17 protein-coding genes and 2 pseudogenes are annotated in these 20463 nt (G+C 62.3%); 3 read left to right on the forward strand and 16 right to left on the reverse strand.

Annotation, left to right across the window (positions count from 1 at the left end; genetic code table 11):
- The 7 genes and pseudogenes from AAGS40_RS30130 to AAGS40_RS30160 form a co-directional block, all read right to left on the reverse strand.
- On the reverse strand, positions 1-1803 hold the full coding sequence (locus tag AAGS40_RS30130; protein WP_345817666.1) for a ShlB/FhaC/HecB family hemolysin secretion/activation protein: 1803 nt from the start codon (positions 1801-1803) through the stop codon (positions 1-3).
- Positions 1803-3815: a filamentous hemagglutinin N-terminal domain-containing protein gene (locus tag AAGS40_RS30135; RefSeq protein WP_345817667.1), complete on the reverse strand. Its 2013-nt coding sequence runs from the start codon at positions 3813-3815 to the stop codon at positions 1803-1805. Before AAGS40_RS30135 ends, AAGS40_RS30130 begins: the two co-directional genes overlap by 1 nt.
- Before the next feature lie 100 nt (positions 3816-3915).
- Positions 3916-4644: a hypothetical protein gene (locus AAGS40_RS30140; protein WP_345817668.1), complete on the reverse strand. Its 729-nt coding sequence runs from the start codon at positions 4642-4644 to the stop codon at positions 3916-3918.
- Positions 4645-4785: 141 nt separating this feature from the next.
- Positions 4786-5346: a DUF1851 domain-containing protein gene (locus AAGS40_RS30145; protein WP_345817669.1), complete on the reverse strand. Its 561-nt coding sequence runs from the start codon at positions 5344-5346 to the stop codon at positions 4786-4788.
- Positions 5347-5356: 10 nt separating this feature from the next.
- Positions 5357-5839 carry an SMI1/KNR4 family protein gene (locus tag AAGS40_RS30150; RefSeq protein WP_200564034.1) on the reverse strand — a complete coding sequence of 161 codons (483 nt, stop codon included), beginning with the start codon at positions 5837-5839 and terminating at the stop codon, positions 5357-5359.
- 1 nt (position 5840) lies between these two features.
- Positions 5841-6527, reverse strand: coding sequence for an HNH endonuclease (locus tag AAGS40_RS30155; protein WP_345817670.1), 687 nt, complete (start codon positions 6525-6527; stop codon positions 5841-5843).
- 132 nt (positions 6528-6659) lie between these two features.
- Positions 6660-7055 (reverse strand): annotated as a pseudogene (locus AAGS40_RS30160) (DUF637 domain-containing protein); the annotation flags it as partial.
- Between the two features lie 448 nt (positions 7056-7503).
- Here AAGS40_RS30160 and AAGS40_RS30165 point away from each other — a divergent pair.
- Positions 7504-7935, forward strand: a complete 432-nt coding sequence (locus tag AAGS40_RS30165) for a hypothetical protein (protein ID WP_345817671.1) — start codon at positions 7504-7506, stop codon at positions 7933-7935.
- Between the two features lie 6 nt (positions 7936-7941).
- Here the strand turns inward: AAGS40_RS30165 and xerC (AAGS40_RS30170) are convergent, their stop codons facing one another.
- Together xerC (AAGS40_RS30170) and AAGS40_RS30175 are read right to left on the reverse strand one after the other, a co-directional pair.
- On the reverse strand, positions 7942-9024 hold the full coding sequence (xerC, locus tag AAGS40_RS30170; RefSeq protein ID WP_345817672.1) for a site-specific tyrosine recombinase XerC: 1083 nt from the start codon (positions 9022-9024) through the stop codon (positions 7942-7944).
- Positions 9025-9126: 102 nt separating this feature from the next.
- Positions 9127-12090: a toprim domain-containing protein gene (locus AAGS40_RS30175; protein ID WP_345817673.1), complete on the reverse strand. Its 2964-nt coding sequence runs from the start codon at positions 12088-12090 to the stop codon at positions 9127-9129.
- 168 nt (positions 12091-12258) lie between these two features.
- On the opposite strand from AAGS40_RS30175, the gene AAGS40_RS30180 reads away from it, so the two are divergent.
- The gene (locus tag AAGS40_RS30180; RefSeq protein ID WP_345817674.1) at positions 12259-12666 is read left to right on the forward strand and encodes a helix-turn-helix domain-containing protein; all 408 of its coding nucleotides are present in this window, start codon (positions 12259-12261) and stop codon (positions 12664-12666) included.
- 526 nt (positions 12667-13192) lie between these two features.
- On the opposite strand, the gene AAGS40_RS30185 is transcribed toward AAGS40_RS30180, so the two are convergent.
- The 6 genes and pseudogenes from AAGS40_RS30185 to AAGS40_RS30210 form a co-directional block, all read right to left on the reverse strand.
- Positions 13193-13426: a hypothetical protein gene (locus AAGS40_RS30185; RefSeq protein ID WP_345817675.1), complete on the reverse strand. Its 234-nt coding sequence runs from the start codon at positions 13424-13426 to the stop codon at positions 13193-13195.
- Between the two features lie 91 nt (positions 13427-13517).
- Positions 13518-13805: a hypothetical protein gene (locus tag AAGS40_RS30190; protein WP_345817676.1), complete on the reverse strand. Its 288-nt coding sequence runs from the start codon at positions 13803-13805 to the stop codon at positions 13518-13520.
- Complete coding sequence (locus AAGS40_RS30195) at positions 13802-14428, reverse strand: HYD1 signature containing ADP-ribosyltransferase family protein (RefSeq protein WP_345817842.1); 627 nt, start codon at positions 14426-14428, stop codon at positions 13802-13804. The genes AAGS40_RS30190 and AAGS40_RS30195 overlap by 4 nt, the downstream gene beginning before the upstream one ends.
- A 69-nt stretch (positions 14429-14497) precedes the next feature.
- A pseudogene (locus AAGS40_RS30200) lies at positions 14498-14710 on the reverse strand (DUF637 domain-containing protein); the annotation flags it as partial.
- 316 nt (positions 14711-15026) lie between these two features.
- Complete coding sequence (xerC, locus tag AAGS40_RS30205) at positions 15027-16106, reverse strand: site-specific tyrosine recombinase XerC (protein WP_345817677.1); 1080 nt, start codon at positions 16104-16106, stop codon at positions 15027-15029.
- 3 nt (positions 16107-16109) lie between these two features.
- Positions 16110-19214: a toprim domain-containing protein gene (locus tag AAGS40_RS30210; RefSeq protein ID WP_345817678.1), complete on the reverse strand. Its 3105-nt coding sequence runs from the start codon at positions 19212-19214 to the stop codon at positions 16110-16112.
- 129 nt (positions 19215-19343) lie between these two features.
- Between AAGS40_RS30210 and AAGS40_RS30215 the strand changes: the two genes are divergently transcribed.
- Positions 19344-19730 (forward strand): helix-turn-helix domain-containing protein, encoded by a 387-nt coding sequence (locus tag AAGS40_RS30215; protein ID WP_345817679.1) that lies wholly within the window; start codon positions 19344-19346, stop codon positions 19728-19730.
- Positions 19731-19835: 105 nt separating this feature from the next.
- Here AAGS40_RS30215 and AAGS40_RS30220 read toward each other — a convergent pair whose 3' ends face one another.
- On the reverse strand, positions 19836-20222 hold the full coding sequence (locus AAGS40_RS30220) for a hypothetical protein (RefSeq protein ID WP_345817680.1): 387 nt from the start codon (positions 20220-20222) through the stop codon (positions 19836-19838).
- Positions 20223-20463: the final 241 nt, after the last annotated feature.

Consider the following 20463-nt stretch of genomic DNA (forward strand, 5'->3'; position numbering starts at 1 on the left):
TCAGTAATTCCAGTTTGCCGTAGCCAGCACGAGAGTCGCTTTCGGACCCAGGCTGGCCGGTTGAGTGAGCGCCCGACCGACCGTCACCTCGCCGGACAGGATCTGCTGGTGCCATTGCCATTGCGCGCGCAGACCTCCGCCGACACCTGCAAGTGTCGGAAAGCCTGATGCCGCGACAAGACCCGCCTTGCCGGCGTCAAGAAACACATAAGGCTCAATGCGTCCGTCCTTCCACGCCGGCGCGTTCACCCATGCGATCTCGTTACGCGAATACAGCCCGCGGTCACCAACGATCTCGCCAGAACGGAAGCCGCGGATGGTATCCATGCCGCCGAGATACAGTTGTTCGGAGCCGTACAACGCTACGTTCGTGTACTGGCCACCGATCACGCCCCGATACGCAAAGACCGCGTCGCGGATTTCCGGTAGCGGCACCGTGAAGCTCGCGGTCGCATCCAATTTGGTGAACTGGCTGTGTGCGTCACCGCGCGCGGCTCCCTGCGTATCGTGATCGGCCTCGAGCCACGGCAGGCCTTGCGAAATGCCCGCATCGAGCGTGACATTGCCTGGCGCGTCGTTCAGCACGAACTTGTGCAGCCAGTTGCCGCCGACTCTCAACACCGCCAGATGCTGCGGATTGAAGTCGATATCGTTGACCTCCCGATCGGTGCGCCGCCATGACAACGTTGCATCAAGATTCGTGATGTCCGCCTGCGTGCGGCCAACCGTGTAGTTCCAGCCGAAGATATGGCTTAGCGTGCGGCCGTACACGAGCGCCGTTGTGCCGACCACCTGCTGGTATTCGGAGTCCGACAGCGTGTAGCTGAACGTATGGCGGCCGAACGGCACCGCGACCGAACCAACGAGCGCATTGCTGTCGAGGCTGTCGATGAAATTCAGACTCACCGACTCCTGCAGACCGATCAGGTTGTCGGCCTCGATCCCCGCCCGGTACCGCGTCACGCCGGTGGCGGTGCTGCCATAGTTATCGACGCCGAGTGTCGTGTAGACGCGATCGCCGGGCTGGTTTCGAATCGCGACAATCGAATCCCCCGCACTCTGGCCCGGCAGGATCTGCACCTCCGCCTGATTGCGCCGCAGTCGGTTGATCTGCGAGACGCCCTGGTCGAGATCCTCCAGCCGCAGCGGGTCGCCCGGCGCGATCGGGAAGGCGTTTTCGTAGCCGGCATCGGTGAGCCAGCCGCCGCCCGCGGCGCGCTCATCCTTCTTCAGCCGGTGAACAGGTTGCCCATTGACCGTGTACTGCTCCACGTGTCCGACCTGGACGGTAATCTTCAGCGTGCCGGATTCAAGGTTCTGCGGCCCGAGGAAGGCGCGCGTGGTCACGTACCCGCTCGACACGAACGCATCGGTGAGCCTTTTCAGGAGCACGCCCAGACGGTGGGAGCCCAGTTTCTGGCCCACGAACGGCGCCGTGATCACATCGAGCTTCGATTGCGCCAGCACGGTGTTGCCGCTCACCTCGATGTGATCGACCCGGAAAGTCGGCCCGCTCTCGTCGATCTGGTCGACCGGTGTGCCGGGGGGAACGTCAAGCGTCTGCTCTGTCGTTGGTACCGCGATCGACGGGGGCGGCTGATTCAGCTCCTGCTGTCTCGCCCGCTCCTTCTGCTGGTCGATCAGCTGTTGCGCCGGATCCTGCACCGGTCGCGCGGCCGGAAAAGGCACAGGACCGGGCGCGGCAGTCTGCGCCTGCGAAGGAGTGAGGTGGAGTCCACAGAGCGCACCGGGCAGCAGCGCCAGACGTACCGCCCGACGCACGATTCTGGAAGACTTCCGCATCAGCGCCACCACCATGTGGTGAGCCCGAGATGCTGGCCGATCTGCACGGGGGTACGTCCCGGCGCGCGTATGGTCGTGAGACCACCTGTCGCGGACACACCCTTGCTACCGGTGACATAGCCGCCATCGATCACGCCTTCGCCGGTGAGCGTAACGAGTCCGTTCGCCGTGAAGCCGCCGCCCACGTCAGCCGCGATGATCTGCGCCCAGCTACTGCCAAAGAAAGCCTTGAAGCCGCGGTCCTGATTAAGCGCCGAATAGCCGGTCACGCCCTGCGCGTAGGTGACGGGTGCACTGACGTCAATGTTACCCAATGCGAAGACGTTGCCGCCAACGTTGCGTGCCACGGTACCAGCGGAAATCGAGATATCGGTTCCGGGCTGGATCGTGCCGCCATACGGCGTCACGTTGCTCGATGCGCTGGCATAACAGACAATCCAGCAGCCGCGCGAATAGCTGGCCTGACCGGAAAACACGGCCGCATTGGTGAACGCCTGCTGCGCCGAGATCTTCACGGCCGCGTCATTTGACTGGATGATGCCGCCTTCGTTTGTGACGTTGCGCCCCGAGATCGTGACCGGACCGCTGGTTGCCGCAATGTACGCGAGCTGGTCTGGCTGGCTCACGGTGCCGTAGTCGACGCCGAAACCGCTCGTCGTGTGGGTGAAGAAAAGGAAGCTGCCGCCGCGGCTTGAATACGCAACCGGCTGGCCACCGTTGGTGCCGCCTGTGTGATCGATCGTGTTGAGCACGTCGCCCTGCGTCGTGAGGCTCACGGACTGGTTAGCAAGAATACGCGCGTTGTCGTTGGTGATGTCGCCCTGCGCGCTTAGCACCGTCGAGCCGTTGGCTGCGAAGATGATCCCGAGGTTCGCCGGGCTCGATGCATTCCTGATGCTGCCGCCGGCCGAGAGCGTCACGTCACCGCCTGTCGCGGCAGCAGCAGCCGTTCCGCTCGATGCCACATTCCCGGCCTGAATCAGGCTGCCGGTACTGCTGATATCGCCTGTACTCGTCAGATTCACTGCGTTGCCTGCCGTGAGCGCGGTCGGCACTGCAGTTGCACCCGTCGCGCCGTCGGCCAGCGTAATACTGCTCGCGTGGACCGTCACGTTGTTTGCGGCGCTCATCTGTGCGCCAGTCAGCGACAGCGCGCCCGTTGTCGCGATATCGACGTCGTGCTCGGCCTTGATTGAGCCGCCGGACGCGCTGATATCGCCGCTGGCCGATACGACGATATCGCCCGCGCTCGCGTAGAGCTGCCCGAGGTTGCGCACGCCCGCGCCCTGGTCTGTCACGATCAGTTGCACACGACCCGCTGTCAGACCGCCCAGCGCCGTGATGTCCACTGCGAAGCCGGTGCTGCTGGCATTGGGTGACGTGGAACTGACAAGCCAGTCGTGACCGTTATCGCTCGGGGAAAAGCTGGTGTCGTAGGTGTTCGTACTGTCGCCAACGATCGCGCGGATGCCTCCCGTCGAACTGGTAAAGCTGTTTGTCACCGGACCATTCACGGCCAGTTGCTTTGCGATCAGATCGAGGTTCACGAGCGTGCCGGACAGACCGCCGGCGCCGATCGTGATCGTCCCGCCGTTCGTCGTCAGCACGACATTGCGCTGTGTAACGCCGGGCGCAAGCGTGAGGTCGTTGAAGCTCACCTGCCCCGTGGACAGCACCACGTGCCCGGCGTTCACGAAGCTGCCCCCATCGACCGTGATGCCGTTCGGATTGGCCAGAATGACGTTCGCGCGCGGACCCAGCACACTAACCGCACCCTGGATCAGCGACGGATTTGTACTTGTTACCTGATTGACGATCGTACGCGCGTTGATGCCTGTGTTGTTCAGGTCCGCGCCTGCCGAACCGACATTGAACGACGAATAGGTGTTGTTCGATACGCCACCGGTTACTGGTGCGATGTTCACGATCTGGTGACCGTTCGCTCCAGTTGAAACGGATGTCGCGGTACCACCGTCGGCGACGATGCCGGCCGCCGAAGCGGTGCCCCCCATCGCCGCAAAGGTCCCACTCGCGGCGACAGCCAGTGCCGTCCAGCGCCATATGGGCGAAGTGCCCTTCCGAGCTTTTATTGTTTTCAAGATTTCCCCGATTTCAGTTTCTTCTGGCATCCGTTGCGATGCGTTCGGCGATCGCGTTCACCCCGGTCACCAGTGCTTCGCGGGCTTCGTCTGCGTTCGCGACGAGCGCGTCGATGTTGTCGAACCGGTATTTCGCGTCGGCATCGAGATGAACGGCCCGATCAGATTCGCCTACCGTGTAGCCGTAGGCATAGGTGTTCTGGTAAATCACGGCGCCACTGGCCTGCCGCCTGGCAATCACGTTGACACGTACGCTAGGCACATAGGGCATGCCCGGCCCGGCGGAAACATACCCGGACGTCATCGTGGTGCTCAGCACAGCATCGCCATTCAGGTTCTTCGGCAGATCGTCTGCAGGCGGCTTCGCACCCGCCGGTGCATCCTTGGGAGAGTCAAGCGCGACCGTGTCGACGGCATAGCCGTCCCGCGCCAATCCTTCCGCTAGCTGCGTGGCCAACCTCTCCTGAAGCCGAGTTCGGGCCGGGTCCAGTGCTTGCGTAAGTCGAGTTGATTTGGCGTTCATGTCGGCTGCGGCCACCATGCCACCAATCAGGCCAAAGGCCATCGCGGGGTTGAAGACAATCAGCGTGCGATATTCCTCCATGCCACGGTGCTGGATCACAGTGATGGAATGGATGCTCGCCGCGTTCTCATGCGTGAGGGGCTGCGTCCTGACGGTCGAGCAGCCAGTGGTCACTGTCGCGAAAAGCAGCGCAACGGACAGGAATAGGGGGCTTTTCATTACGTTATTTTGCTTAGTATAACTATTTTATATTCTCAATAACACTCGAATCTCCGCCGAGCCAGCCAGATTACTTCAGAGTGTCAGGAGATTTCGAGATCTTAACGCTCGTTCCGGTGGGGACGCCGCTGAGCTGAGCGATCATCTGGGCTGATAGCGTCCAGTAGACGTCGAGGTCTGTGAGTTCAAGATTATGAAGCTCGTCCGCCCCCCAAGAAAAAGCGGTCGCTTATATCCGACACATTGACTTACCATCGGAGAGGCTCCCCCGGAGGCAAGCCATTTTCTGGAAAATCCGTCCGCGAGAGCTGCGTCCGCGCATTCACATATCTCTTCATCGTGGAATGAAGTCACATGGCAAGGCATCTCAAGAGCTTGACCTGAGCCTGGTTCAAGCATTACTACGGCAGATTTGCCATCGATCCTGCGCCCCGAATCAGCAGAAAAAACACGGCCGAGCCAGTCGACACCAAAACATTCGATGCGCGCGGCGAGCGCCGGAAATGCGTGTCCGACTGTTCGTTGAATCGTTCCTGCTACAGAGTTTTCTAGCACACGATACAAACCGCGATTAAACGACATGCCTGCAAATAGCGCACGCAAGGCAACAATATCCGGGTCACGTGCAACGCTGTCAGTCGGCATGGTTGCGACAGCGCCGTCTCCGTCGACTTTGAACACTGACGAAAAAAGGTCAAACATATCTCAACGATCACTTGAAGAAATCCGGGTCAATCCACGCCCGCTTGACCTGTCCCGGCTTGAGCTTGACATCGTCCGAGCGGGAAGGGCGCAGCAATTGAAGGAACTCACTGATTGAAGAAGCCAGTTTCGTGAGAGCCGCGAGTCCGGGTATCTCATGATCAAGGAAATAAACACTGCCTATTTCCATCCCCGATGCCGAGATGCAGACATAGTTCCCACCTTCGGCATACGCAATCGGCAAGAATGCGCTGACTCCATGCAGCTCGACTAGGTGAGCTTCGTATGGCACGCGATCAAGAAGAATGAATTGATTCACCCCTGAGTTATTCCCGCCCGGAATATCAAACATATTGCTCTCCGGAACTGCGCCATTGATCTCTTTAAGAGAGTGTAGGTAGTCCATGGGCAGCTTCAGGTTAAGTGCCGCCTCCACGTTCGCGACGAGTTCGTCAGAAGGCGCAGCGCTCGCAGAATTCAGCTTGATTTGCATATCAATTTCCTCCTTTGATTACAGCAGCACCACCAGTATGCCTTACCGCATTGTGTAGGTCCTGCGGTATCAACTGCATCGTATTGCCGTCTTCCACGTGGTGCCAAACGTAGCCCTGCGGGGTTGATGGCAAACCGACAGCTTGGTTAGCCATCGCCGCGTCTGTGCCGTAGTTGCCGGTTAAGCCGTCAACCTCGACCTCCGCCTTCGCATATGGCGAGAAGTTGGGAAATCCTTGCGGCGTAAATTGAACCCCGTTTGGATATTTTGCCTGGAGCTCGGGCGAAAGGCCGTCGGAAGGATACAACTGCCCCGCGTACTTGCTGTTAATCGGCACTCGCCCATTTACCAAAACGATCCCGTCAGCAGCGGACGTATCCTGCTTCAGCAAGCTACCGGCCAGACCTAACCCTGCGGCTGCCTCGCCCGGTCCCTGGAAGTTCGACGAATCAGCACCGTATTTGCCGATGTACGTCGACATCAGCTGACCCAGATTGTCGTTCGTTACATCGGCGTACGACGGGCCATAGTTGTACTTCGCGTTATCAACAATGCTACGGGCCGTATCCTCGGCACCTGCCGGCACGGCCCATTGTTCGACGTACTGGCCTGCGGCGTCCTGGTAGAACGTCGTGCCGCGAGCTGCCGTGCCAGCCTGCGCATCGGCGAGACTGTTCCAGACGCGCATGCCGTTAGGACCGCCGTTACCGCCATACACGTTCTGCGCGGCCTTCAGCAGCTGATCCGGCGTGTACTGGGAAGCAAGCGTGTGGTTGCTCGCCAGCGCCTTGTTGATCAGCTGGACGACCTTGTCGCTGTGCTAGAGGTCGTTATTCAGCGCGTTGTTCTGCGCGGCGGTCTCCCCCGCCTGTAGATTCTGACCGCTGAGCGCCGCCGCAATCCCGCCCACCGCCGTGGAAAACGACCCTACGAAAGCCTGCTGGACGGGGAGGTCTGCGCCACTGGTTGCGGCAGCATAGACAAGCAGCGGCGAAATGACCGCGCTGGCCGCTGCACCCACCGCGCCTCCCGCGCATCCTGTTCCTACAGCGGCCGATGCCGCACAACCGAGTGCCGCGTGCTCAAGGATGTTTTGTGCGGTGTAGGAATCCGTGCTGTCGCCGATCCCATACGCGATGGCGGCGGCCATATCGCTCACCGTGCTGTTGCGGAAGTTTGTCAGGAAGCTGCCGCCGCCAATCGCAGTCTGTAAAACCCCTGACGCGACCCGCGTTCACCACGCCCCGCAACCCCTGACGTCATGCGGCTTTGCGACAGCAATCGGCCCGATGCGATCCTGCTTTCCGGATTTTTTGCCCCGACGCACCTTTCCAGCGCGTCAGCGACTTTATTTAAAGAGCAATGCGCCGTGGTTGGTCCTCCAGCGCGTTTGCGCCGGATTCTAGAGCACCCGGACTTGCGCTAACTATGATTTTTTATTAACTGTCGAATGGGCCGTCACCTGCCCATGGCGGGCGTTTCTCCCGATCCGGGAGAAACGAGGAAGTGGGCTTGTGTCGATATCGCCCCGCCGCTGTCCCTGACGCTCCCATCACCGGGCATAAAAAAGCCAGCCCCACGGCTGGCAGGCTGGCTTCGCATTTTCTCTATCTTCGCGCCCTCCGCACGCTATGCTGTTCGCTCCATCACTCGCGAACCGCCCCATGCTGATCCGCGAACAAGGTCACTCCGTCAAGCTGATTCGCGCCGAGCGCAACCCCGACTCGCCCCGTACACGCCAGAAGCTCATCGGTACTTTCCGCCGCGACGATGGGCCCTCACGGGCGTTGCTCGCGCAGCTCTCCGGCGACGAACAGGCTGCACTCAAACGCTGGCTTTCCGTCCGGCACGACCGTCAGGAACACGCCCAGCACCGCCACACGATTGACGCGGCCCACAGCCGCCTGGCCGAACTCGTCGTCGCCATCAACTCGGCCGCCGAACTGCTTACTCCCGCACAGGCCGATGCCATCTGGAACGAGTTGGTCGCCGTCACCCGCGCCCTCAACCGGGCGGGTTACCCCAAGCCGAAGCGCGAACGCAAACCGCCCGCCACCCCACCCGGACAGCGCGACCTGCTCACGCCCGACGCATAACCCGCATCAGTCCGGCTCTCCCTCCTCCCACGCCTCGGCATCAAGCGCGACTAGCAGGTCCAGCGCCGTCGCAGGCACCCCGTCTTCGCCGTCGGCGGGTTGCGGCGCCGTGCGCGCGAGCCGCGCCGGGTGCGTCGCCGTGTGAATCTCCTTGAGCGCACGGATGCTCACCCGCGTGTACACCTGCGTCGTCTTGATGTCCGCGTGACCCAGCATCGCCTGGATGTACCGCACGTCCGCCCCGTTCTCCAGCATCTGTGTCGCCATCGCATGCCGGAACATGTGACAGCTGCCAATCTGCCCCAGCCCTGCCGCGTGCACGTAGTCCCGCACCATCCGCGTCATCCGGTTGTCCGAGAACGGCTCCCCCGCCACCGTCAGGAACAGTGTGCCGTCGTCACCCGCCAGCGCCAGCTCCGGGCGAACCTCGTCCCGGTATTTCGCGATCCACGCCAGCGCCCGCTCCCCGATTGGCACCATCCGGTCTTTCCGGCCTTTACCCTGCCGGATCATCACCGTGCCCCGCTCGTAGTCCACCTCGCGCTGTTGCAGGCCAATCACCTCCATGCGACGCATCCCCGTGCTGTACAGCGTCTCCAGGATCGCACGGTCCCGTACCCCCGTCGCCGTCCCAAGCTTCGGCATGCCCAGCACCCGCTCCATCTCGCCAGGCGTGGGCACATATTTCGGCAGCCGCTCTTCCTTGCGCGGCAGGTCCAGGTCCGCTGCCGGGTTGTACAGCAGCCGGTTATTGCGCGTGAGCCACCGGAACCACTTCTGCACCGGCACCGTCTGTCCGGCCTGGTGCGTCGCCGACAGCGGTGCCCCATTCGCCTTGCGTTTCAGGAACAGGTGCCGCTGGTAGCGCTCAAGGATCGGCCGCGTGATCTCGCTGGGGCGCGTCAACCCCCGCTCATCGCACCACATCACGAAGTACCGCAGATACCGCTCCCACGTCACCACCGAGCGCGGCGAGTAGTTCTTTTCCGCAAGCCACTCAAGGTAATCCTTCATCTGACGGTACAGGCTCTGCGGATCATGCGCCGGGCCGATCGGCGCAAACGGCTCGCGGCGTCCCAGGTTCGGCATCGCCTACCCCCGAACACCGGCAGCTAACAGGGGCGTGAGGGCAGCGCCGTTCGCATGGAGAAGCGCATTTTGCGCAGATCCGGCACAATCGCCATCAACGCCTTACGGCACATGGCTTTGCTCGTTCCGGCCAGCCCCCGGCTGCACCCCGACCACGCCCCGGCCATGCTCCGGCTGCTCGACACCTTGCCCCGGCCACTCGCCGTCAATGGTGAGCTTTTCCGGGTCGATCAGCCCACACAGGTGGGCAGCCTCATCCCCTTCGCCGTCGTAAACCAGTTCGTATTCCGATGCACTGCGACGGCTCACGCTGTAGGCCGTCACATATTCCAGCTCCACCAGCCGCGACAGGTGCAGCTTCAGTTGCGAATCGCCCCAGCGCGTGATGTCGCGCAGGTCACGCCGCGTAAAGCGGAACTCCCCCTGCCGCACCTCCAGCGCCTCGCACCGCGCCTTCACCCAGCCGCGCAGCAACGTCAGAAGCCGCCGCGTCTGCGGCGGCAGCTCATCGAGCGTGCGGCCCAGCACGTCATGCGCAATGCGGTTCGCCAGTGCAATATCGGCACGCGTTACCTCGATGTAGTCGAGCGTCTGGCCGCGATGCTGCACGCGTTTCACCTCCCGCTGGTGCTGGTGCAGCAGCGCAATCGAGCGGATCAGCGTCAGGTATTTCACGTGGTCCCGGCGCATGCGCGTCTTGTCATCCAGAAACGTCAGCAGGTGCGCGAACGGATTGACCACGTGCACCGGTTTCAGCAACCGCTGCGCATTGCGGTGCAGCTCCGTGATGGCCTCGCGATCCGCCCCGGCCAGCAGCCCTTCGAGCGTCTGCGCGGCCCGCTGCCGTGCATGGATCGCCCGCGTCTGCTCGCGCGTCTCGTTGATCGTCAGCACCATGCACCGGTTCAGCAACTCCTCATCGACGTCGATCGCGGTCGTTGTCAGCATCAGCATCACCGGCCCCTTCACGCGGTACTGCTTCGTCACCAGGTTGCCCGTCGTCTCGTCCTTGCCCGTGCTCGCAATCGTCAGCTCACCGTCGCTCTGCAACAGCTTGAGCGCATACGCGGCCTGCCGCACGCCCTCTTCTTCGGCAATCGCCAGGATCTTGTGCTGCAGATCCGTTTCACCGAGGTAGAACAGACTCTGCCCGGTCATCGCACTATATTGAATCCGCTCCTCGTCGGGCATCAGGTTCAGCACCGCATCCATCAGGCTGCTCTTGCCCGCCGCGCTGGTCGACTGGATCAGGATCGCCAGCGGCGCATCGAGCTTGCGCGACACCGCCGCGAGATACCCGGCCAGCAGGTTCGCAGATTCGCCGACGATCCCGCAGCGCTCCATGTCGGCCACGATCCGCCCAACGAGATCCGGCGACTTCAGCAGGTCCAGCGCGCTACGCTGCTGCACCTCATCGAGCAGCGGCGCGGCGTCCTTCGGCGCGAGCGCCGCCGTGATCGCCTCGTCCTGCAACGTCTCGAGCTTCAGCAGCACACGCCCGAGATCGCGCTTCACCGTGTCGTCCTGCGCGCCGAGTTCGGACGCCGCCTGTCTGATGAACGCGGCCCGCTGCTTCGCGCTGTACACGTCCAGCGTATCGACGTGGTAACCGTTTTCATTGCGCACCTGCACGTTCACCCGCATCTGGTCCGGCCCGAGGTTCTTCTGCCAGCCGCGAATCCGCCATTGCCGCTCACCGAAGCTCAGCAGCAGCTCACCCGCCGCGCCTTCGGTTGCAACCGGTTCCGGCTCCGGTGCCGCCGACGCAGCCGCCGGGATCGGTGGCAACTCAGTGGACAACTCTGGCTGCAGCGGTTCATCAACGGCAGGCGTGGCAGCTAAAGAGGAAACAGCCAGAGTCGATTCCGGTGCCGGCTCAACAGCAGGCGTCGGCGGCGACGGCGAGGCCTGCACGACCGGAGGCGCTTCCTTTCTAGCTGCCGGCGGGGGCGCGGGCGTGGCCACCGTCGTCACACCCGGCCGCGATCCCTTCCCTAACCATTCGGCCTGTTGCAGCAGCAGCCCCAGGCTCTTTTCCGCTGGCTGCACCTTGCCCGCGTATCCGTTCGCATCCATCCCCTTCGGGAACAGCACGCGGAAGCATTCGATGCCCGACTCCAGCAGCTCGACCGCGAGCTTGTCGGCCGCCGAATTGCCCGCGTCGTCACGGTCATACGCGATCAGCACCCGCCGCGTGCCGTGGCGTTTCAGCGCCGACCAGTGATCGTCGGTGAAGCCGTTCACGCCGTAGGCCGCGATCACGTTGCGATAGCCCGCGCACCAGAACGTCATCGCATCGAGCAGCGACTCGCACACGATGATCTCGCGATCGGCCATCAGTGCCGACACGTTCCACACACCGCGCAGCGACGCACCCAGATACAGGTGCCGCGGCTGCTCCTTCGTCAGCTTGTGCTCCGACGCCGTGCGGCGACCGTACATCTGCCACACCCGGCCCTGCTCCTCGTCGTCCTCTTCACCCAGCACCGGCACCACCACACAACCGCCCAACTGCTCGTAACCCGTCTCGCGCAACACCCCCAGCCGCCGCAACTGCTCACGCACCGCCTGACCCGCCACGGTGTGCTTTTTCGGGAGCCGGTACGTCAGTGTCGAATTCCCGTAACCCAGCCTGAACCGCTCGATCAGCTCCGGGTGATTCAGGCCTCGACCCGTCAGATACGCCAACCCCTGTGGGTTCTCCTTCAGCGTCGCGTGGTAGAACTCCACCACCCGCGACAGCAACGCCTGATCTTCCGTCACATTCTCGGCTAACGAAGGAAGCGGCCGTACATGAGAACGCGCCACGCCCACCCGGTCACCATCGAGTGGTGCACCGTGCCTGAGCAACTGCACCGCGTGCGGCAGCGACACACCTTGCGTCTTCATCACCCAGTCCAGCACCGAGCCACCCGCCCCGCAACCGAAGCAGTGATACAGGTTCTTCGATTCGGTGATGACCAGGCTCGGCGTCGCGTCCTCATGGAACACGCAGCGCATCACCCAGTCACGGCCCCGCCGCACCAGCGCATGCCCCTGACTCTCGATCAGGCGCTTGAGCGACACCTCGCTTTTAAGCCGCTCCAGCTCCTCTTTCGCGATCGGGATTGCAGGCATCGTTTTCGGCTCTCCGCTAAAAACCTGTCAAGGGGGTTTTAAAAGAAATAACTCGATCTCAGTATACGTCATAATGACGTATACTCAACGGCAATTTGCAAACCTTGGGGTATCTTCATGGCTGTCCACACGCACGAAGCATTCGCCCAAGCCATGCCAGCCTTGCCGATCACCGACGACGACCGAGCTTTTTTTGTTGCCCTGGGCGAACGCATGGCGCAGTTCCGCAAGGCGCGCAACATCACACAGGTGCAAATCGCGCAGAGCCTTGGTCTGACGCAGCAAACCTACCAGTCGTATGAAGTCGGGCGAAGGCGCATTCCGGTTTCAGCACTGCCCGCCGTCGCACGCGCCCTGTCCGTTTCGCTGGAAGATCTGTTCGGGGAGTCGGACAGCACGACGCGCAAGCGCGGCCCCGCGCCGAAGTGGCAGAAGCAGATCGAGGCCATCGCACAACTGCCTAAAGCAAGGCAGCAGTTCATCGCACAGATGCTCGACGCCGTGCTGGCGCAAGCCCAGCACTAAACCCCACCGCCTCCCTGGCGGCTAACGAACAAACCCCGGCGCTCGGGCCGGGGTTTGGGGGCGGTTTTTCTCTTTCTAAATACACTGAACCCACGGCCATCGCATGATCAATGCGGTTTCCAAAGGGCGCAGCCCTTTGGGCACGATATGGAAATGGAAACGCGTAGGCGTTTCTGTTTACATATCCAACGTGCCTCCCGGCACCCCCGTTTTTGATAGCTCCATGCACGACCAATGCACATCCGGAGCAGTTCCATAGCAGTTCCATAGCAGTTCCATAGCAGTCCCGAAGCAGTTCCGAAGCAGTTCCGAAGCACATCCAAAGCAGGTCCAGGGCGGCTTCGGGGAAGATTCAGTGCACATCCAGGGCGCTTTTCCGCAGGCCATCACCCAGTTGGCCATTCTGTGCCCGTTTTGCACGCTTTCTGTAACGGCGTGGGTTTGCCGGGTTTTTGCAAGCGCTTTGGCGCGTGCGTGATGTGTGTAGCTATCCAAGGGGGCTTTCAGAATGAAACACCACCGGCAATTACCCAATTCCACGCCCGCACCGGCCGTCCGGCAACACGACGAACATCGCGTTATTGTCGATGCGTGGATCGCACGCGCGATCGACGGAATCAGGGAGATGCACGGCAACGAGGAAGCCCGCAGGGAAGTCGCAAAAAGGCTTTTCTAGCGGCTGAGCATCAAGCACGCGATCGCCGAGGAACGGAGCAAACCAGGCGGCAGCGCCGCCACGCTCGCCGACGCCATAAAGCACGAACCCGGCACGTGGCCGGGTTCGTCTCACTGCTGCTGTCGGGGGCAATAACCGGCAGCGCTAGCCTATCGCTGCTGCTGCAGCGAACACTTTAAGTTGGCCTCCGCAATAGAGCTGCACTCCATACTTTCTCAAACTCTGCTCGACCGATTTCTACCGGAATGAACTGCGGATCACTCGCTATTTCCGTCAACGAAGGAAGCGGCTCCTTGCTCAGCCCCGACCCACCGACCGAACAGGAAGCATCAGCGAATCCCATGCGTCCATCAGCATAAATTTCGACCTTCCTACGTTCCCACTGATTACCGTCGATTTCGCTGTAAATGAACACCGGCTCCGAGGGAAGGTCATGAATCCACTTAACGCATAAATATTTCATTTTCCCTTCACCGTCCCGCTGCCAACTATTCGTCCAGTGAGATCAAGCGGCGTCTCGTTAGGTATAACGAAGACACCCGGCCGACCTTGAATGACATTCAAACCACTGACGTCAACTGCAACGAAGTTTGTATATCGAGCCCCTTGGAACGGGTTGTTAATGAAGGCTCTCGACAGTTGGGCTGGGGTCAGCGTATCCGGCGAAATGTCCGAGAGATATTGACCGTTACCATATCGAACATCGTTCGGGTTAAGGGCCTTCAACGACGGATTCAACGATCCGGAGTCGATAATCCCATTCATGCCCGATTCGTTCGTGTAATGGTACAACGTCGACGGCGTACCCGCAGGCGGCGTTCCCTTGCCGACTACGAGACTCTCGCCAGCCTGCTCTTCATCAACTGCTCCACCGCTCTGCGGCAACACCTGGTGCGTGTACGTATGCTCGTTGATCTTTTCCGGATCTTCGCCGCAGTTGTGGCCCGTCGCACACGTGTTGTTCAGCGTCTCGTTCTGCGCTGCGGTCACTGCACCCTGAACATTCTGACCCAACAAACCGGCTGCGGCCCCACCCAGCAACGTCGTTGCAGCGACGATCGCCGCGAGCTGGCCCGGGTCCGCCACGCCCTGCCCACCCGTTACCGCTGTGGCTATCGTGTTTGCCGTCGCCGCCGAGATCGCCCCGCCAATCGCACCGCTTGCGCATCCGGTGCCTTCGGCCGCACTCGCGGCACATCCCAGTGCCGCGTGTGCCAGGTCATACCCGACGGACCCTTGCGCCAGAATCGACGTGCTGTCCATCCCGGCATTGCCGATCGCGTAGGCCCCGGCCGCCGCGACATTACTGACCGCATCATTTTTCAGGTTCGTCAGGAAGCTGCCACCTTCAATCGCAGTCTGTAAAACCCCTGACGCGACCCGCGTTCACCACGCCCCGCAACCCCTGACGCCATGCGGCCTTGCAACGGCAAACGTCCTGATGCGATCCTGCTTTCCAGATTTTTTGCCCCGACGCACTTTTCCAGCGTGCAATCAGAAACGTTTTAAAGAGCGATGCGCAGCAGTCTCCCGCGCGCGGATGCACGGAGTCTAACCGCGCTGCGCCGGTCAAACTGTCAAGGTTTGTGAAGCCGCCTGGCGGCTAAAGGAGAGGCACTGGTTGCCCAAGGCTGGATGCCGAAGCTGGTTTGGCAGGAACGGCCGGTGGGGATGGATGGAGAGCTTACTCGCCGCTTTCCTCTGCCGCCTCGTCATCGAGCGCGACCATCAGCCTGGCCGCCGTCGTGACGGGTCCGTCTTCGTTGAGGATCGGATTCTGCATCGTGCGCGCGAGCCGCGCCGGATGCGTCGCCGTGTGAATCTCCTTCAGCGCACGGATGCTCACCCGCGTATAGACCTGCGTCGTCTTGATGTCGACGTGTCCCAGCATCGCCTGGATGAACCGCACGTCCGCCCCGTTCTCCAGCATCTGCGTGGCCATCGCATGCCGGAACATGTGACAGCTGCCAATCGGCCCCAGCCCCGCCGCGTGCACGTAGTCCCGCACCATCCGCGTCATCCGGTTGTCCGAGAACGACTCCCCCGCCACCGTCAGGAACAGCGTGCCGTCATCACCCGCCAGGGCCAGCTCCGGGCGGACTTCGTCCCGGTACTTCGCGATCCACGCCAGCGCCCGCTCCCCGATCGGCACCATCCGGTCCTTCCTGCCTTTACCCTGCCGGATCATCACCGTGCCGCGCTCGTAGTCCACCTCGCGCTGTTGCAGCCCAATCACCTCCATGCGACGCATTCCCGTGCTGTACAGCGTCTCCAGGATCGCACGGTCACGCACCCCCGTCGGCGTCTCCAGGTTCGGCATGCCCAGCACCCGCTCCATCTCGCCGGGCGTCGGCACGTATTTCGGCAGCCTTTCTTCCTTGCGCGGCAGGTCCAGATCCGCGGCCGGGTTGTACAGCAGCCGGTTATTGCGCGTGAGCCACCGGAACCACTTCTGCACCGGCACCGTCTGCCCCGCCTGGTGCGTCGCCGACAGCGGCGCGCCGTTCGCCTTGCGTTTCAGGAACAGGTGCCGCTGGTAGCGCTCAAGGATCGGCCGCGTGATCTCGTTGGGCCGCGTCAGCCCACGCTCATCACACCACGTCACGAAGTACCTCAGATACCGCTCCCACGTCAGCACCGAGCGCGGCGAGTAGTTCTTTTCCGCAAGCCACTCAAGGTAGTCCTTCATCTGACGGTACAGGCTCTGCGGATCGTGCGCCGGGCCAATCGGCGCGAACGGCTCGCGGCGGCCAAGGTTCGGCATCGCCTACCCCCGAACACCGGCAGCTAACAGGGGAGCGCCGTTTGCAGGGTTAACCGCATTTCGCGCAAACCCGACCGGCTCCGCCGCTTCACCTTGATGGGCATGGCTTTGAGGGGGGTTTTCAGGGGCCGACCGCGCGCCGACCGAAGCCCGACCAGACCCCGACCGCTCGCTCTCTGACCCCGACCAGGATTCCGTATTGGTAAGGTCGCCCGTGCTGCCGGTGAGCTTTTCCGGGTCCAGCAGTCCGCACAGGTGTGGGCGGCCATCATCCTCGCCGCTGTACAGCAGCTCGTATTCGAACGTGCCGTTGCGGCCGCGATGCGAGATCATGTATTCCAGTTCAACGAGCCGGGAGAGATGGATTTTCAGCTGCGTGTCGCCCCAGCTCGTCGCCGCCCTCACGTCGCGACGCGTGAAGCGGAACGCCGCGCGCGTCTCGTCACGGGCCGCACACTCGCCCGTCACCCAGTCGGCCAGCAGCGTCAGCAGGCGCCGCGTCTGCGGCGGCAGCTCATCGAGCGTGCGCCCCAGCACGTCATGCGCAATGCGATTCGCCAGCGCAATATCCTCGCGCGTGACCTCGATGTATTCCAGCGTCTGCCCGCGATGCTGCACACGTTTCACTTCGCGCTGGTGCTGGTGCAACAGCGCGATCGAGCGGATCAGCGTCAGGTATTTCACGTGGTCCCGGCGCATGCGCGTCTTGTCATCCAGGAACGTCAGCAGGTGGGCAAACGGATTGACCACGTGTACAGGTTTGAGCAGCCGCTGCGCGTTACGATGCAGTTCGGTGATCGCCTCGCGATCCGCCCCGGCCAGCAGCCCTTCGAGCGTCTGCGCGACACGCTGGCGTGCGTGGATCGCACGCGTCTGCTCGCGCGTCTCGTTGATCGTCAGCACCAGACACCGGTTCAGCAGCTCTTCATCGACGTCGATCGCAGTCGTCGTCAACATCAGCATGACGGGACCTTTGACGCGGTACTGCTTCGTCACCAGGTTGCCGGTCGCCTCGTCCTTGCCCGTCGACGCAATCGTCAGCTCGCCATCGCTCTGCAACAGCTTCAGCGCATACGCCGCCTGCCGCACGCCCTCCTCTTCGGCGATCGCCAGGATCTTGTGCTGCAAATCCGTCTCGCCGAGATAGAACAGGCTCTGCCCGGTCATCGCGCTATATTGAATCCGCTCCTCGTCGGGCATCAGGTTCAGCACCGCATCCATCAGTGAGCTTTTACCCGCCGCGCTTGTGGACTGGATCAGGATCGCCAGCGGCGCATCGAGCTTGCGGCTCACCGCCGCGAGATAGCCCGCCAGCAGGTTTGCGGACTCGCCGACGATCCCGCAGCGGTCCATGTCAGCAACGATACGCTCCACGAGATCCGGCGACTTCAGCAGATCCATCGCGCTGCGCTGCTGTGCCTCATCAATCGACGGCGCGGCGTCCTTCGGCGCGAGCGCTGCCGTGATCGCCCCGTCCTGCAACGTCTCGAGCTTCAGCAGCACGCGACCGAGATCGCGCTTCACCGTATCGTCCTGGCTGCCCAGCTCGGCCGCGGCCTGCCGGATGAACGCGGCCCGCTGCTTCGCGCTGTACACGTCGAGCGTATCGACGTGGTAGCCGTTTTCATTGCGCACCTGCACGTTCACCCGCATCTGGTCCGGCCCGAGGTTTTTCTGCCAGCCGCGAATCCGCCAGTGACGCTCGCCAAACGCAAGCAGCAGCTCGCCCGCCGCGCCTTCGCTTGCGACCGGTTCCGCTGGCGGCGTCGCCGGCGTGCTGGCCGGCACGGGCGGCAATTCGCGTGGCAACGCAGGTTCGAGTTCAGCATGGGCGGCTAACAGAGGAGCGGTGTTCGCCGGTTCCGGCGCATGCGCAATGGCAGGCGCTGGCAGCAGCGGCGCGACTGGTTCGACCGGCACCGCTTCTTCTCTAGCTGCCAGTCCGGGCGCCGGGTGGACCACTGCGGCCACACCCGGCCGCTGGCCCTTGCCCAGCCACTCGGACTGTTGCAGCAGCAGGCCCAGGCTCTTTTGTGCAGGCTGAACCTTGCGCGCATACTCGTTCGCATCCATCCCCTTCGGGAACAGCACGCGGAAGCATTCGATGCCCGACTCCAGCAGCTCCGTCGAGAGCTTCTGTGCCGCCGCGTTGCCCGCGTCATCGCGGTCATACGCAATCAGCACCCGCTGCGTACCGTGGCGTTTCAGTGCCGCCCGGTGATCGTCAGTGAAGCCGTTCACGCCGTACGCCGCGATCACATTGCGATACCCCGCACACCAGAACGTCATCGCGTCGATCAGCGACTCGCACACGATGATCTCGCGATCCGCCGCAAGCGCCGACGCATTCCATACCCCGCGCAGCGGCGCACCGAGATACAGGTGCCGTACCTCATCGCGGCCCATCTTCGCGTCCGCCGTGCGCCGTCCGTAGAGCTGCCACACCCGCCCGCGATCCTCGTCATCTTCGCCCAGCACCGGCACGATCACGCACCCGCCCATCTGCTCATAGCCCGTCGCGCGCAACACGCCGAGCCGCTGCAACTGCTCACGCACCGCCTTGCCCGCAATCGTGTGCTTCCTCGGCAGCCGGTACGTCAGGCTCGAATTGCCGTATCCCAGTCTGAACCGCTCGATCAGTTCCGGGTGGTTCAGCCCCCGCCCGGCCAGATACGCCAGCCCCAGCGTATTCTCCTTGAGCGTCGCGTGGTAGTAGTCCACCACGCGCGCGAGCAGCGCCTGATCGTCCGCCGCATCATCGGCTAACGAAGGAAGCGGCCGCGTGGAGGAACGCGCCACGCCCACCCGGTCGCCATCGAGCGGCGCACCGTGCTTGAGCAGTTGCACCGCGTGCGGCAGCGATACGCCCTGCGTCTTCATCACCCAGTCCAGCACCGAGCCGCCCGCCCCGCAACCGAAGCAGTGGTACAGGTTATTCGATTCGGTAATCACCAGGCTCGGCGTCGCGTCCTCATGGAACACGCAGCGCATCACCCAGTCTTTCCCCCGCCGCACCAGTTCATGCCCCTGGCTCTCGATCAGGCGCTTGAGCGACACCTCGCTTTTAAGCCGCTCCAGCTCTTCCTTCGCGATCGGGATCGTCGGCATCGTTTTCGGCTCTCCGCTAAAAACCTGTCAAGGGGGTTTGCGTAAAAATAACTCGACCGCAGTATACGTCATTTTGACGTATACTCAACGGCGTTTTGTAAAACCGGGGTTATCTTTATGGCTGTCCAAATGCACAAAGCACCTACAGCAGCCATGCCGATCACGACCGAAGAGCGGGATTTTTTTATCGCCCTGGGCGAGCGCATCGAACAGTTCCGCAAGACACGCGGTATCACGCAGGCGCAACTGGCGGAAACGCTTGGGCTGACGCAGCAGACTTTTCAATCCTATGAGTCCGGACGCAGGCGCATTCCGGTTTCCGCAATGCCTGCCGTTGCGCGTGCCTTGTCTGTCTCGCTGGAAGAGCTGTTCGGCGAACAGGACAGCTCGGCACGCAAACGCGGCCCCGCGCCGAAGTGGCAGAAGCAGATAGAAGCCATCGCGCAACTGCCCAAAGCCAAGCAGCAGTTCGTCGCTCAGGTGATCGATTCGGTGCTCGCGCAGGCTCAACGCTGACCGGTCACACCCCGGCTTTTAGCAGCTAGAGGCACCCCACCGCACGGCTGGGGTTGGGGGTGGTTTTTCTCTTTTTAATACACCAACCAACCCACGGCCATTGAGCTAATGGTCCGGCATATCGGCATCCCCGTCTCCGGAGAATGCCCCACTGTCGTGACCCGCCTTGATACCGGAACCCCAGTACACGGCGCAATGCACCTGCGTCCGGAATTGCTCAGCAACAGTGGAAGACAGCCGATGACCAGCGCCCTCTGGAAGCAGGATGGCCGCAACGGCTGCTGCTGCCATCGCATGGGTCTTTTCGCCCAGTTCTGCAACCCGGTCCAGACGCTCAATGAATGCCTCGTAGCGTCGGTCGAACCGCGCAAGCCCGTCGCTGAGCAGCATGCGAACCACCGAACTTACCGGGATGTTCAGGCGTCTGGCCATGTCCACCAGTTCCGCGTGAGTCTCCGAATCGACCCGCGCCTCAATCCTGCTGTCCTTCATTCAACACCCCCCGTCATCCGGCCGCTCTGGCATCCTGTACGCGAATGTCGTACAGCTCCAAAGCCGCAGCCATATTAAGATTTCGCGAGTCTATGGGCCTTTGGGAGCGTGTGCCGCAAATATTTTGTACTACACACTTTATCCCGACAAATCATCAGGTTACGATCGGTTTTGACGTCGCACGTGCGCGTGCGTCATGTGTGTGCTCTTAACAGGGGAGGTTTTGATGTTGAACCATGAC

Origin of the sequence: Paraburkholderia sp. PREW-6R, from assembly GCF_039621805.1 — a bacterium.
Taxonomy (GTDB): Bacteria; Pseudomonadota; Gammaproteobacteria; order Burkholderiales; family Burkholderiaceae; genus Paraburkholderia.